Raw genomic sequence first — 13,505 nt, forward strand, 5'->3', positions numbered from 1 at the left:
AGCGTCGTACAGATAGGAAGCAAATGTTACCGAGACTTCACCATCAAACTGACATCGATCCCGTCATATTCCAATTTCTACAAGACCTTAAATCTCGCGAATTTTCCGGTGATATCGAAACGCACTATTCAAGCCGTCTTGCGGTTTCTACAGACAATAGTGTCTATCAGCAGTTACCGCAAGCAGTCATTCATCCCAAGACAACAAAAGATGTTGCCCTCATTGGGAAAATAAGTGCTCAATCGGTTTATAAAACAGTGACCTTTTCAGCACGAGGTGGTGGAACAGGGACCAACGGACAGTCGTTGACGAAAGGAATTGTCGTCGATTTATCCCGTCATATGAATAACATTCTGGAAATCAATTCGGAAGAAGGGTGGGCCCGTGTACAGGCTGGGGTGATCAAAGATCAACTTAATGATGCCGTCAGACCTTATGGGTATTTCTTTTCTCCCGATCTTTCCACCAGCAACCGGGCCACGCTCGGCGGTATGATCAATACCGATGCATCGGGACAAGGGTCGTTGAAATATGGCAAGACCTCGGATCATGTGTTGTCGTTACAGGCAGTATTTGCCGATGGTTCGATACTGGAAACAGATTTGTCGGCCGGATTACCGCAGCAACAGACTTATGCCGCCAAAGCGCTGGCGGTCACGGAATCTGTTTGTCGAGACAAACGGGCTCAGATTCTGGACAAATTCCCGCCCTTGAATCGGTTTTTGACGGGGTATGATCTGAAAAATGCGATCGATGAAAGTGATGATACCTTTGATTTGACCCGCGTTTTGTGTGGTTCTGAAGGGTCGTTGGCATTTATTACTGAAGCCAAGCTGCATTTAACACCGATTCCAAAGGTTCGGATGCTGGTCAATGTCAAATATAACACTTTCGAGTCAGCTCTCAAAAATGCGCCATTTATGGTTGAAGCGCAGGCCTTGTCTGTTGAAACGGTCGATTCGAGAGTGTTGAACCTGGCAAAGCAGGATATTGTCTGGTACAGCGTCAACGATTTATTGTCTGACGTGCCCGGTAAAGAGATGCATGGGATCAATATCGTTGAATACGCAGGACAGGAGCTGGCTGAAATCGAGTCTCAGGTTCAGGCACTGACTGACAAACTGGATCAAATGCTGGTAAATGAAGAGGCTGGCATTATTGGTTATCAGGTATGTCAGGACTTAGCCAGTATCAATCGTATTTATAATATGAGGAAAAAGGCGGTCGGTTTACTCGGTGCAACGAAAGGACGGGCTAAACCGGTCGCATTTACTGAAGATACGTGTGTTCCACCAGAAAATTTGGCTGATTTCATTGCGGAATTTCGTGCTTTGCTTGATTCTAAATCGCTCGCTTACGGGATGTTTGGTCATGTCGATGCGGGCGTATTGCATGTTCGTCCGGCATTGGATATGTGTGATCCGCAACAAGAAGCGATGATGCATCGTATTTCGGATGAAGTCGTCAAACTGGTCGCCAAATATGGTGGTTTGATGTGGGGAGAACATGGGAAAGGTTATCGTTCTGAGTATGGTCCCGAATTCTTCGGTGAAGAACTCTTTCAGGAACTTCGGCGGGTTAAAGCTGCTTTTGACCCACATAATCAAATGAATCCAGGGAAAATTTGTACACCGCTGGATAGTGACCATCAACTGGTGAAAGTTTCGGATGTCAAACGAGGGTATTTTGACCGTCAAATCGACATTCAGGTTCGTGACAGTTTCAAACAAGCGATGGAATGTAACGGGAACGGTCTCTGCTTTAATTACGAAACCAGCTCTCCAATGTGTCCCTCAATGAAAGTGACCGCCGACCGACGCCAGTCTCCGAAAGGGCGGGCGGGGTTAGTTCGCGAATGGCTGCGTCAGTTAACAGAACAAGGGGTCGATATTCTTGATTTGGAAAAGCAAACTTTGAATTCGACGCTATCGGTGAAAACGCTGATTGACCGGATTCGTCATGCTTGGAATCAAGAGCAAAACGGTGATTTCTCTCATGAAGTCTATGAAGCGATGAGTGGCTGTCTGGCCTGTAAAGCTTGCGCCACTCAATGCCCGATTAAAGTTGATGTACCGAGTTTTCGAGCGCGTTTTCTGAATCTTTACCATACCCGTTATCCGCGACCGGTCAAAGATTATCTGGTTGCCAATATTGAAACTATGTTGCCGCTGTTGGCCAAGGTTCCGACGGTGGTGAATGGTGTTATGTCTCAGAACTGGGTGCAAAGCCTCACACGTTCGATGATAGGCTACATCGATGCGCCTTTGCTGACGGTGCCGACACTTGCCAAACGGGTTAGTCGTAAAGTATTGGTGCCTTATCATCCTGAAGGGCTGGCGCAGATCCCTGAGTCACTGCGTCAGGACTATGTCATTATCGTTCAAGACCCATTTACGAGTTATTATGATGCTGATGTGGTCGATGATTTTATTGAGTTGGTGATCCGGTTAGGTAAACATCCGGTACTGTTGCCGTTCAAGCCGAATGGTAAAGCACAGCATGTGAAGGGATTCCTCAAACAGTTTACGGCAACGGCCAATTCAACGGCAGCGTTTCTCCGCGAAGTTGCTGAACTGGGGATTCCGATGGTCGGTGTCGATCCTGCTACGGTGTTGTGTTATCGCGATGAGTATCAGGAAATTTTGGGTGAGCAACGAGGGACATTTCAGGTCTTGAGCGTTCATGAATGGATGGAGCCACGGTTATCTGAATTCCACATCGAGTCATCTCAGCCTTCAGTTTCTTCTCCTTGGTATCTGTTTTCGCACTGTACCGAGAAAACGAAGCTGCCGAATAGTGAAAAAGAGTGGGTGACGATTTTCAGTCATTTCGGTGCCAAACTTGAGCCGGTTGCTGTTGGCTGCTGTGGGATGGCTGGGACTTTCGGTCATGAAGCGGATAAATTCGAGATGTCAAAAGATATCTATGGGTTAAGTTGGAAACCGAATTTGGAGCAACTGCCGGCGGAGCGTTGTCTGGTTACTGGTTATTCATGCCGGAGTCAGGTGAAGCGGTTTGAGCAAATGAAACCCAAACATCCGCTTCAGGCGTTACTCGCGCATCTTCAGTAACGAGCCATCTTTCGAGCTGTCTTTGAAGGAGGGGTTACACTGATCCTCTGAGACCGTGTTGAAAGTGATGTGAAAGACAGTGTTGAGGTGAACTGTGAACTATCGTTTAGCATTGAAAGTGCCACCCGTGTTCGTATTTGTGATCGCGCTGATATTGATTCATCTGGGCAACTGGTGGTTGCCGGGCAACTCGGTTGAATTACCGTTTCGCTGGGGTGTGGTCATCGGGTGCATCATGTTGTCTGGCTGGCTGGGGTTATCGGCTTTATTCACTTTTTACCGGGTTAAAACAACGGTCAACCCGGTGAATCCTGAGTTGGCTGCAACAGTGGTCAAACACGGTGTCTTTCGATTTTCCCGTAATCCGATGTATCTGGGGCTGGTACTTATTTTGATCGCAGATGTGTATTGGTTGGGAAGTTTTATCGGGCTGATTTGTATCATCGGATTCGTGATGTACATGACGTATTTTCAGATTATGCCTGAAGAGCGGATATTAGAGGCACGATTTGGGGAATCCTATCAAGCGTATCAGCGACGTGTTCGGCGCTGGCTGTGATGAGTGTTGTGACGATGATATTGATGTGAGTGAACAAGCCCATCAAAAAAGCAAAAACCGCTGTGGTACACAGCGGTTTTTTTATGTCTTCAGCAGGCGTTTCGGCTGGTTGGGTCTTTAGGCAATCTGCCATCCCATCCGTGTCTGAAATGCATTTTTGAGTTCATGAAACCGAGCAACCAGATTGTCAATCGCATTATCATCGTACGGGCGTAATCCGCTGACGACGAGGCGTTTGGTGCCTTGTCCGACGACTTGATCTTCATTGATAAAATTAAAATACAGCGTCACGAGACCGCGCTTTCCATCGACATCGAATGTGGTATGACTGAGTTCGACTGTCGGATGTGTCAGATCAAGATGCGTGAACTTGGCTTCCATACTCTCATACATCACCAATGGACGCTCGCAGTTAATCATCACATTTTTATCTTTCATCAGAGGAACAAGAAGATGGGGAAAGTTCATTCCAGAGAAGCGGGCATAACTGGTTACGAAATGTTCGATAAATGCATCGTCGTGGCTCACTTCACCGTCACGGTTCATATGCAAGTATTCCTTGCCGTTCTCGTCAACAACGGCACTTTCTTTGCCTTCCATATTTTCAATATGCAATGGTGTTTGGTCACCGACCATACCAGAAAATTTAAATTTCATGTTCTGGCTAATTCCAGCTTTTTTCAACAGCACCGCAAAAAGTAAGTCACCAGGCACACAAAAACGTTTGTTATCCTCGTCGTGAATAGGGTTGAAATCACCGGCAACTTTTTTAGCAAAATGACTTGCTTGCTGACGCGTGAACTGAAATTGATGGTTATTGCTTGAAAAATAAGAATTTAGGAACATATTTAATAGTAAGCAGTCAAAACTGACAGGAATTATATACGATTTTTAGTGAAAAATGGTCTATCCAGATAAAAAATAAATATAGACCACGAGAATACATCCGCAGGAAGTGTAGTTTGTCAGGTCATGGGTGTCAATATTGTGTTAATTTCGTTGATTTAACTATTAATTTTTAAACGATGCATGATTGAAATAAGTTTTCTGATAGAACATTAATTGCATAATGTCTCGTGTCAAGAAAGAAAATAGGAACGTTTCAGGATGAGAGGTGATAATAAATGTCATGTTTGGCACAAATAAACTCCGGTTTCCAAATCGGGAACCGGAGTTTGATGTTTTGTTTAGCGGTCGTTGCTTAGTCTCTTTTCCAGAAGATATGACAAAACTTATGTTCTGGATCCCGACTAATCAACATGCGGGCGAAAACATCATCTAAAGTATCATTTTCTTCGTTGACGAGACCAATATTAACTTCAGCGTAAGTTTCTTTATCAACCTCGAAACCAACTTGGTCGCTCCAGTCATCTTTGACATCAACCAACTCGGCAGCACCGCGATCATCAAATTGAGCCGTGAACAGAATGATATCGGCTGGTTCGAGATTGTCCGGTGCCATTTCGAGAAAGATATCATAGGCTGTATCGATGGCATCATCGTAAGAAATGAGTTCATTCATTTGCGTTATGCTCGGTTCATGAATTTACGTTCTGTTGTGTTGATAACAACACGATCGCCCGTGGCGATATATTCCGGCACCTGAACCACTAAGCCAGTTGCGAAGTGGGCTGGTTTGGTTCTTGCCGAGGCAGAAGCGCCTTTGATCGAAGGGTCAGTCTCTGAGATCACCAATTCAACGGACGCCGGCAGATCTAAGGCAACGACTTGCTGATTGACAAGCACAACATACAGCCCTTGTGTCTCTTCATTGATGAAGAGTAATTCGTCAGCGATATCATCTTGTTTGAATGTATATTGGGTAAAATCTTCGGTATCCATGAAGATGTATTCATCACCATCGATGTACGAGAAACTGATGGGGCGTTTGGTCATATCAACCGTTTCAAGGACATCATCGGATTTAAAGCGTTCATCGACTCGGGTCCCTGTCGTTAAATCGGTGCAGCGGAACTTATAGATTTTTGCGCCGCCACGACCACCGGGTGTTGTAATTTCAATATCTTTCACCAACAGCATTTTGCCATTGGTATCGATGACAAAGCCTTTTTTAATTTCACTTGCCTTCGGCATTGCTTTTCCTTACATGGATTGATTTGAGAAAAGCCGATTATATACTGACTCAAGTGCGTTGATCATCTCTTGTTCTCTTCTTTTGGGATAAACGTGTCTCTGCGAGACTTTCGGACATTGTTTAAGCTGATCGGGTTGAAGGGACGGGGGAATCAAAAAGCACGGCCACTCTCTTTGATAATATCTTTTACAACAATATCTTTTAGAGCAGTGATTCGTGTATGATAGCGAGGCTTTTTAGCTGTATTTTTGAGTTTTTATGATGACATATTCCGGTTATGCAATTACCAGTGATTAATCCGAACATTCCTTTTCAGTCGCAGTATCAGCCCGTTGTCAGTTCCCTTATTGCTTACTTAAAGGCTGGCCTGAAAGATAATTTGCACAGTGTCTATATTTACGGCAGTGTTGCTCGAAAAACCGCGTGCCCGGGGCGTTCAAATATTGATGTCATTGTCGTGACGCATCGGCACTTTGAGGATCAGAAAACCACGATTTTCAATACATTGCGTTGGCGTTTTAAAAAGGACTACCCGTTTGTCACCGATGTGTCGATTGAAACGGCACTGGTTGAAGAGGTGGCCTCGCTCGATAGCCTTTTTTCATGGGGGTTTCTGCTGCGCCATTGTTCTGTCTGTGTCTATGGCCCGGATTTAGCCGAGTGTTTCGGTCATTATGAGCCGAGTTGGGAAATTGCCAAGTTCTGGAATATGGATATTGCGGATTGGGTGAGTTATTACCGAGATAAGATCGCGAAATCAAATAATCCGGACGAGCAGGTGAAGGCCCAGCAGAGTATTGCTAAGAAGTTACTTCGCGCGAGTTATTCTCTGGTGATGTATCGCGATAAGCAGTGGATTGATGATCCTGTGGCTTGCGGAGAGCAGTTTCTTCACTACCATCCTGAGCGGCAAACCGATGTTGAACGATTGGGGATCTTACTGAAAACACAGCGTGCTATCCCAAAACGTTCTGTTATCGGCCTGTTGGACGACTATGGACAATGGGTGGTCAAACAGTATCAGAAAACCGAATTTCGCATTGGTTGACATTCTATATTGGTGGATAAGTTGCCAAGGTTCATATTGTTTTAACTCAATGTCGTTTTAGCCAAATGTTTTTTAAACAAACACCTTTTTAAACAAATACCGCTTAGAACAGTCCTAACTGAGGTCGGGTCAAATCATCAAACCGATAGCCGATAAACGGCAGAATTGCATCAGCGACGGGCCGGAGTTGCTTATCGATATAGTGCTGGTAATCCAGTTGACTGGACTGATAGGCGACGGGTTCCGGACCATTTAAAGTGATGACGTATTCGATGACCCCTTTGTTTTGATATTGTAACGGTTTTCCCCGTTGTTGATTGATGTCGTCTGCCATCCGGGCCGCACGCACTTGCGGTGGGATGTTTTTCTGATATTCATGGAGTTTACGACGTAGCCGTTTACGATAGATCAGCTCCTGATCGTATTGACCGGCAAGGGTTTCAGTCACGAGTTCGCGAATGTAGTCACAGGGGTTCTCACCATGAAATACCCGCAGATACAGTTGCTGTTGAAAGCGTTTGGCGAGTTCAGTCCAGTCGGTTCTGGCACTTTCTAGTCCTTTAAAAATCAGCTGTTCTCCGTCATCAGTCTGAATTAACCCCGCATAACGCTTTTTGGAGCCGGTATCGGCACCGCGGATCGTTGGCATCAAAAATTTGATGTAATGGGTCTCATATTCGATTTCAAGAAAGCTATTCAGCCGATAGTTTTCCCATAAATGGGTTTTCCACCACTGATTTACCAAAGCAACGAGTTGTTGACCGATGTGGTCGGCATCATGTTGGGCGTATGCTTTGCCTAACGATACAAATGTAGAGTCAGTATCACCATAAATCACCTGATGGCCTTGCGCTTCAATCAGCACTTTGGTTTGTTTCATAATTTCATGGCCGCGCATGGTAATGCTGGATGCCAGCCGTGTATCGAAAAACCGACAACCCGCAGAGCCCAAGACTCCGTAAAATGAGTTCATGATGATCTTGATGGCTTGAGAGAAGGCTTTTTCTTGGTTCTTTTTCGCTTCATCTCTGGCAGCCCAAAGCGTTTCGATCATCTGTGGCAGAAAATGTCGGGTGCGGTGAAATTGTCCGCCACGAAAGCCGGGGACTGCCTGATGCGCTTCAGGACCGACGTCGAGTTTTAGTCCTTCTATCAGCCCCAATGGATCAATTAAGAAAGAACGAATGATAGAAGGGTAAAGGCTTTTAAAATCGAGTACGAGCACTGAGTCATAGAGATTGGGGAGTGAGTCCATCACATAACCGCCCGGACTGGCCTGCCAGTGGTCAGCACTCAGGTTAGGGGCGACATAACCAGCCCGATGAAGTTGCGGCAGATAAAGGTTAGTGAAGGAGGCTACTGAACCACCGATTCGATCCAGTTCGATACCGGTGAGACGTGAGCGCTGGATGACAAAGTCGAGGAGGTGGGTCTTGGCAAAAATGCGGTTCACTAACTGACAGTCTTTGAGGTTGTAAACTGCTAGACGGACTTTATCATGGCGAAACATAGTGTTGATTTCTTCCATCCGATCATCCACTTGATGAATAGCTTTCCCCTCGTTGAGTAAGGTGCGTGATACGGATTCCAGTGACCAGGAGGGGAATTGGTAGGTTGCCGTTTTTAACGTATCGATACCATCGAGAACAACACGTCCGGGAATTGTGACAAACCCTTGTTGAGATTGGTTAGATGTTCTGAAATAACTACTTTGATGGTTCCGCCCCAGCATTAGCTTCAGGTGATGTTTTTCTGCCCGGCGATGCAATAGACGGAAATCGAAATCAATCACGTTCCAGCCGATAATAATGTCCGGGTCATAGGTGTGAAACCAATGCACCATTGCCAATAACAGTGCCCGTTCATTTTCAACCCATTGGATCATCGGGATGTCATCGGATTGATCGGTGGGAGAGCAACACGCCGCAGATGAAGTTTCATTTGTTTGTGGTTCACCAATCATGATCACCCGGGCGTCGATTTCACTATCAAGTCCAATCGAGTACAAATGCCCTTTTTCCGAACATTCGAGGTCCAGAGAAACAACATTGAGTGTGGGTAAAAAGTCGCCGCGACGACACTTGGCATCTTGAACGGTCGTGATATGACCATGCTTAGTCATTTGACCGGTGAATTCAAAACTCCCTCGAATAAAGCGTTCCATCAAATAGCGTTCAGCCAGTTTGATATCACTTTCAAGCACTTCAATCGTTTCCTGACGACAGAGTTCATGGATATGGGCCGCTTCTTGTAGTGTGCGAGTATAACAAGCGGTCAACGGCTCATGATCAAAGCTTTTGAGTGGTAGTGATTTCAATTCGGCGGCTATGCCCATTTGGGTTAACTTCTGGGCCATATATTTGGATTTTTGGGTCGGGATGAAACAGACGGGCTTCTCGTGATGGATTAAAATTTGGGTTGGCCCTTCAGGCGTTGCTGCCCAAAGTTCTATCTGTGTTGTGCCGTTAATATCCCGGGCATGGCGGGTTAAAAGAAAACCTTTCCGGAGCGTCAAGCTTGGCTACTCATTTTGTTATTTATAGTCACAATAATTTCATCAATTAATCCAATCCAGATCAATCTTCATTATAGTTTTATCGGTAAAATTTGGTGCATATTCTACACTATATAAGGATGTCTGATATCAGCATGTCTGGAGGATCGTATGATCACTATACACAGAGATTACTTATTAGTTCATCGCGGAAATAAAGATCATGCACATGTGAAGGTCAATCCTGTTGGTCATATCGACATTGAGTTAAACTCATGTCAAGCGTGTTACCATTCCGCATTTGACGATGTCCATTTTGAGAAGACGGGTCAAAAAACCAAGCTGACTGGGAACGATCATTCATCTTCACCTTGGCAGGTGATGTTGTCTGATAACGATGCCAAAGAGCTTAATCATTTGATTGAAGAAGCCAATGATGTTTATGAAACACTGATGCGAGATTTGTAGTCAGATGTAACTCGTCGGATAAGAATGATATTCCCTGAAAATTTGTAAATCGGATTGATGCGCCAGGAGGGGAGCTGATAAAGTGACCTGCTCAAGGCGTTTTTTTTTGAATGTCCACTGATGGTGATGTTTTATCTCGTACGTGTGTCATACTGTAAACTACTTATTATAAACTGGTTTTTGCTTGTTTTTTGAACCAGATAGGTTGTCATAGAGACAAGATTTTGAGGTTGCTTAGATTAACGTGCCGAGAGACAAAGAAGTGCTTGCCAAAGCGATTGTTTGGGCTCATAGTCAGGGAATAGTGAAGGTTTTGGGTTAGGCACAATTGTGCCTGCCTGATCGTGTTGAACCAATTGGGTGCTGAGCCAATTGATTGTGGAGATGCAAGTTTGATTAGCGTATTCCTTGTAGATGATCATGAGCTGGTTCGCACAGGGATTCGACGTATTATTGAAGACGTCCGTGGCATGAGCGTAGCAGGGGAAGCTGATAGCGGTGAACAAGCGGTAAAATGGTGCCGTAGTAACCATGTTGATGTTGTTTTAATGGATATGAATATGCCGGGAATCGGCGGCCTTGAAGCAACAAAAAAGATACTGCGTTATAATCCGGATATTCGTATCATTGTTCTTACGATACATACGGAGAATCCATTTCCGACCAAAGTGATGCAGGCCGGTGCGGCTGGGTACCTGTCCAAAGGTGCCGGACCGGATGAAATGGTGAACGCAATTCGGGTTGTTCATAGTGGTCAACGCTATATATCACCTGAAATTGCACAGCAAATGGCTCTTAGTCAGTTTTCACCTGCGTCTGAAAATCCGTTTGCCGATTTATCGGAACGTGAATTGCAGATCATGATGATGATCACCAAAGGGCAAAAAGTTACTGATATCTCAGAACAGCTGAATTTGAGTCCGAAAACTGTTAACAGTTATCGTTATCGCCTGTTTGCCAAACTGGATATCAACGGTGATGTCGAGTTAACCCATTTAGCGATACGACACGGAATGCTGGATACTGAGACATTGTAGTGACTCAAGCATTTGACCCTTCTTCTTTTTTAGCAACTGTGACCAATCAGCCTGGTGTTTATCGAATGTATAACACCGAGGCTGAGGTGATTTATGTTGGTAAAGCGAAAGATCTCAAAAAACGGTTATCCAGTTACTTTCGTAAGACGTTGGATAACGAAAAGACTAAAGCATTAGTCAGTCATATTGCCAAAATTGATGTGACGGTAACGCATACCGAAACCGAAGCGCTCATTCTGGAGCATAATTACATCAAGCAATACATGCCTAAATATAATGTGCTATTGCGTGATGATAAGTCTTACCCCTATATTTTGGTCAGTGCTCACAAGCATCCGAGAGTGTCGGTGTACCGTGGCGCAAAAAAGAAAAAGGGAGAGTATTTCGGTCCTTATCCTGATGCCGGTGCCGTTCGTGAAACACTGCATTTAATTCAAAAAATATTCCCTGTTCGACAATGTGAAGATTCAGTCTATAGTCATCGGACACGTCCTTGCCTGATGTATCAGATTGGTCGTTGTGCCGGTCCGTGTGTTTCGGATTTGATTTCGGAGCAATCGTATCAAGAGTTGGTCGATGATCTGCGTTTGTTTTTACGCGGCAAAGATCAACAAGTCGTTGCAATGCTGGTGGACAGAATGACATCCGCCAGTGAAGCGTTACGTTTTGAAGACGCCGCGAAATACCGTGATCAGATTCAGGCAATTCGCCGTATTCAGGAGCAGCAATTTGTCTCTGCCGATAGTCTGGATGATATTGATGTGTTGGGATTTGCGCAGGAAAATGGCTTGGCATGTATTCATGTCTTGATGATTCGGCAGGGTAAAATTCTCGGCAGCCGAAGTTTTTTCCCTAAAATTCCCGGCAATACCACGCACGAAGAGGTGTTTGAAAGCTTCCTCAAACAGTATTATCTTTCTCATAACGAGTCGCGGACACTGCCGACTAAAGTGATTGTGAATCGGGGGTTGCTGGACGATATTCAAGTTTTTCAGGCGTTATTGACGGAGATGGCCGGGCGAAAAGTACAGTTTTTTGTCGAACCGTCAGGCGTACGTGGACGATACCTCAAGTTGGCAAATACCAATGCTCAGACTGCAATTACCACTCGTCAGAATCATCGCATGACCATCTTACAACGGGTCAAAGCGCTTCAGGATGAATTAGAGATGGAGCAGATTCAACGGATGGAATGCTTTGATATCTCCCATACCATGGGGGAAAGTACCATTGCATCATGTGTGGTTTTTAATCAGGAAGGTCCGGTTAAGCAAGAATATCGCCGTTATAATATTACCGGTATCACTGGCGGAGATGATTATGCCGCGATGGGACAGGTTCTCGAACGTCGTTATTCAAAGCAGATCGATGTCGATAAAATTCCGGATATTATCTTCATTGATGGGGGCAAAGGTCAGCTATCTCGCGCACATCAGATCGTTTCGCGCTACTGGGATGATTGGCCAAAGCGGCCTTTATTGATGGGAATCGCCAAAGGTGTTACTCGTAAACCCGGACTGGAAACCTTGTTGACCGTCGAAGGCGATGAATTTCATCTGGCGAATGATGCGCCAGCGTTGCATTTAATTCAACATATCCGCGATGAAAGCCATAACCATGCAATTAGTGGTCACCGTAACAAACGCGGAAAAACTCGGCGAACAAGTGCACTGGAAGGTATTGAAGGGATCGGGCCGAAACGGCGTCAGGCGCTGTTGCAGTTTATGGGCGGATTACAAGAACTCAAACGTGCTAGTGTTGAAGAAATCGCCAAAGTTCCGGGTATCAGTCGATCTTTGGCAGAAAATATCCATCAAGCATTGAAACAATAACGAAAATACAGCAACATAATAGCGCAAACTATAAGAGCGAAGCATATGCGTTTAAATATCCCCAATATATTGTCCCTAATTCGACTTTTCCTCATTCCGGTATTCGTTGTCGCTTTTTATTTGCCTTACAGCTGGTCTTCTTTTGCTGCGGCAGTGGTGTTCTGGATTGCCGGTATCACTGACTGGCTTGATGGGATGCTTGCGAGAAAATTACAACAAACCTCTCGTTTCGGTGCATTTATCGACCCTGTTGCGGATAAAGTTTTGGTCGCAACGGCATTGATCTTGATTACGGAGCATTTCCACAGCATCTGGATTACGATTCCTGCTGTGACTATGATTGCCAGAGAGATCATCATTTCTGCGCTGCGGGAGTGGATGGCAGAAATCGGCAAACGTGCAAGTGTTGCTGTGTCTTGGATTGGTAAAGTGAAAACAATGACACAGATGTTTGCGTTGCTCGCATTGATTTGGCGTTATGATGACTGGATGATTTGGTTAGGATATATCTCAGTTTATGTTGCAACGATTTTGACTTACTGGTCGATGTGGCAATATTTAATGGCGGCTAAAAATGATCTTCTGAGTGAAGAAAATCACTGATAGTGTGTTATTCATCAATGATGAACCCTGATATGGCTATTTTCATATCAGGGTTTTTTAATGATAGTCTATAAGTTGTTGAATTTTAATGTATCGCTATACGACTACGCCACTCTATTCAATGATATATCTTGAATAAATTGATGTTTTCTCACGTGATCTGTCATCATGAATGTCAAACATCATCGCACTTATCCACAAAATCTGTGGATAAGATGCTTTAAAGGCAGTGAGTAACAATAACTTTTTGATTTAAAAAATGAACGCGCACAAAAAAGAACATTTTGTGCGCGATTTT

Annotated in this window: 11 protein-coding genes; 7 read left to right on the forward strand and 4 right to left on the reverse strand. The window is 44.7% G+C overall.

Annotated features, from left to right (window positions below; genetic code table 11):
- The first annotated feature begins 23 nt into the window (after nucleotides 1–23).
- Both ydiJ and MKS89_RS07000 read left to right on the forward strand, forming a co-directional pair.
- Nucleotides 24–3,071 carry a D-2-hydroxyglutarate dehydrogenase YdiJ gene (gene ydiJ, locus MKS89_RS06995; RefSeq protein WP_072957221.1) on the forward strand — a complete coding sequence of 1,016 codons (3,048 nt, stop codon included), beginning with the start codon at nucleotides 24–26 and terminating at the stop codon, nucleotides 3,069–3,071.
- Between the two features lie 94 nt (nucleotides 3,072–3,165).
- On the forward strand, nucleotides 3,166–3,630 hold the full coding sequence (locus tag MKS89_RS07000; protein WP_072957224.1) for a methyltransferase family protein: 465 nt from the start codon (nucleotides 3,166–3,168) through the stop codon (nucleotides 3,628–3,630).
- A 117-nt stretch (nucleotides 3,631–3,747) separates the two neighbouring features.
- On the opposite strand, the gene MKS89_RS07005 is transcribed toward MKS89_RS07000, so the two are convergent.
- The 3 genes from MKS89_RS07005 to efpL form a co-directional block, all read right to left on the reverse strand.
- Nucleotides 3,748–4,476, reverse strand: a complete 729-nt coding sequence (locus MKS89_RS07005) for a DUF3581 domain-containing protein (RefSeq protein ID WP_072957225.1) — start codon at nucleotides 4,474–4,476, stop codon at nucleotides 3,748–3,750.
- A gap of 355 nt (nucleotides 4,477–4,831) precedes the next feature.
- Nucleotides 4,832–5,152, reverse strand: a complete 321-nt coding sequence (locus tag MKS89_RS07010) for an HI1450 family dsDNA-mimic protein (protein ID WP_072957228.1) — start codon at nucleotides 5,150–5,152, stop codon at nucleotides 4,832–4,834.
- Nucleotides 5,153–5,157: 5 nt separating this feature from the next.
- Nucleotides 5,158–5,724 (reverse strand): elongation factor P-like protein EfpL, encoded by a 567-nt coding sequence (efpL, locus tag MKS89_RS07015; protein WP_072957229.1) that lies wholly within the window; start codon nucleotides 5,722–5,724, stop codon nucleotides 5,158–5,160.
- A 278-nt stretch (nucleotides 5,725–6,002) separates the two neighbouring features.
- Between efpL and MKS89_RS07020 the strand changes: the two genes are divergently transcribed.
- The gene (locus tag MKS89_RS07020) at nucleotides 6,003–6,773 is read left to right on the forward strand and encodes a nucleotidyltransferase domain-containing protein (protein WP_072957232.1); all 771 of its coding nucleotides are present in this window, start codon (nucleotides 6,003–6,005) and stop codon (nucleotides 6,771–6,773) included.
- A 103-nt stretch (nucleotides 6,774–6,876) separates the two neighbouring features.
- Here the strand turns inward: MKS89_RS07020 and MKS89_RS07025 are convergent, their stop codons facing one another.
- Entirely contained in the window at nucleotides 6,877–9,288 is a 2,412-nt protein-coding gene (locus tag MKS89_RS07025; RefSeq protein ID WP_072957235.1) for a DNA polymerase II, read from the reverse strand.
- A 150-nt stretch (nucleotides 9,289–9,438) separates the two neighbouring features.
- Between MKS89_RS07025 and MKS89_RS07030 the strand changes: the two genes are divergently transcribed.
- The 4 genes from MKS89_RS07030 to pgsA all read left to right on the forward strand — a co-directional run bounded on the left by MKS89_RS07030 (nucleotide 9,439) and on the right by pgsA (nucleotide 13,207).
- Nucleotides 9,439–9,735: a hypothetical protein gene (locus tag MKS89_RS07030; RefSeq protein ID WP_072957238.1), complete on the forward strand. Its 297-nt coding sequence runs from the start codon at nucleotides 9,439–9,441 to the stop codon at nucleotides 9,733–9,735.
- 392 nt (nucleotides 9,736–10,127) lie between these two features.
- Nucleotides 10,128–10,772, forward strand: a complete 645-nt coding sequence (uvrY, locus tag MKS89_RS07035) for a UvrY/SirA/GacA family response regulator transcription factor (protein ID WP_072957500.1) — start codon at nucleotides 10,128–10,130, stop codon at nucleotides 10,770–10,772.
- Nucleotides 10,772–12,604 carry an excinuclease ABC subunit UvrC gene (gene uvrC / locus MKS89_RS07040; protein ID WP_072957241.1) on the forward strand — a complete coding sequence of 611 codons (1,833 nt, stop codon included), beginning with the start codon at nucleotides 10,772–10,774 and terminating at the stop codon, nucleotides 12,602–12,604. The genes uvrY and uvrC overlap by 1 nt, the downstream gene beginning before the upstream one ends.
- Nucleotides 12,605–12,649: 45 nt before the next feature.
- Nucleotides 12,650–13,207, forward strand: coding sequence for a CDP-diacylglycerol--glycerol-3-phosphate 3-phosphatidyltransferase (gene pgsA, locus MKS89_RS07045; RefSeq protein WP_072957243.1), 558 nt, complete (start codon nucleotides 12,650–12,652; stop codon nucleotides 13,205–13,207).
- The last annotated feature ends 298 nt before the right edge of the window (nucleotides 13,208–13,505 follow it).

Source organism: Vibrio gazogenes, assembly GCF_023920225.1.
Taxonomy (GTDB): Bacteria; Pseudomonadota; Gammaproteobacteria; order Enterobacterales; family Vibrionaceae; genus Vibrio; species Vibrio gazogenes.

What these genes read in the sequence shown, in the direction of transcription:
- pgsA (WP_072957243.1), top strand. Translation starts at nt 12,650, where the DNA reads ATGCGTTTAAATATCCCCAATATATTGTCCCTAATTCGACTTTTCCTC.
- MKS89_RS07005 (WP_072957225.1), bottom strand. Translation starts at nt 4,476, where the DNA reads ATGTTCCTAAATTCTTATTTTTCAAGCAATAACCATCAATTTCAGTTC.
- MKS89_RS07010 (WP_072957228.1), bottom strand. Translation starts at nt 5,152, where the DNA reads ATGAATGAACTCATTTCTTACGATGATGCCATCGATACAGCCTATGAT.
- ydiJ (WP_072957221.1), top strand. Translation starts at nt 24, where the DNA reads ATGTTACCGAGACTTCACCATCAAACTGACATCGATCCCGTCATATTC.
- MKS89_RS07020 (WP_072957232.1), top strand. Translation starts at nt 6,003, where the DNA reads ATGCAATTACCAGTGATTAATCCGAACATTCCTTTTCAGTCGCAGTAT.
- efpL (WP_072957229.1), bottom strand. Translation starts at nt 5,724, where the DNA reads ATGCCGAAGGCAAGTGAAATTAAAAAAGGCTTTGTCATCGATACCAAT.
- MKS89_RS07030 (WP_072957238.1), top strand. Translation starts at nt 9,439, where the DNA reads ATGATCACTATACACAGAGATTACTTATTAGTTCATCGCGGAAATAAA.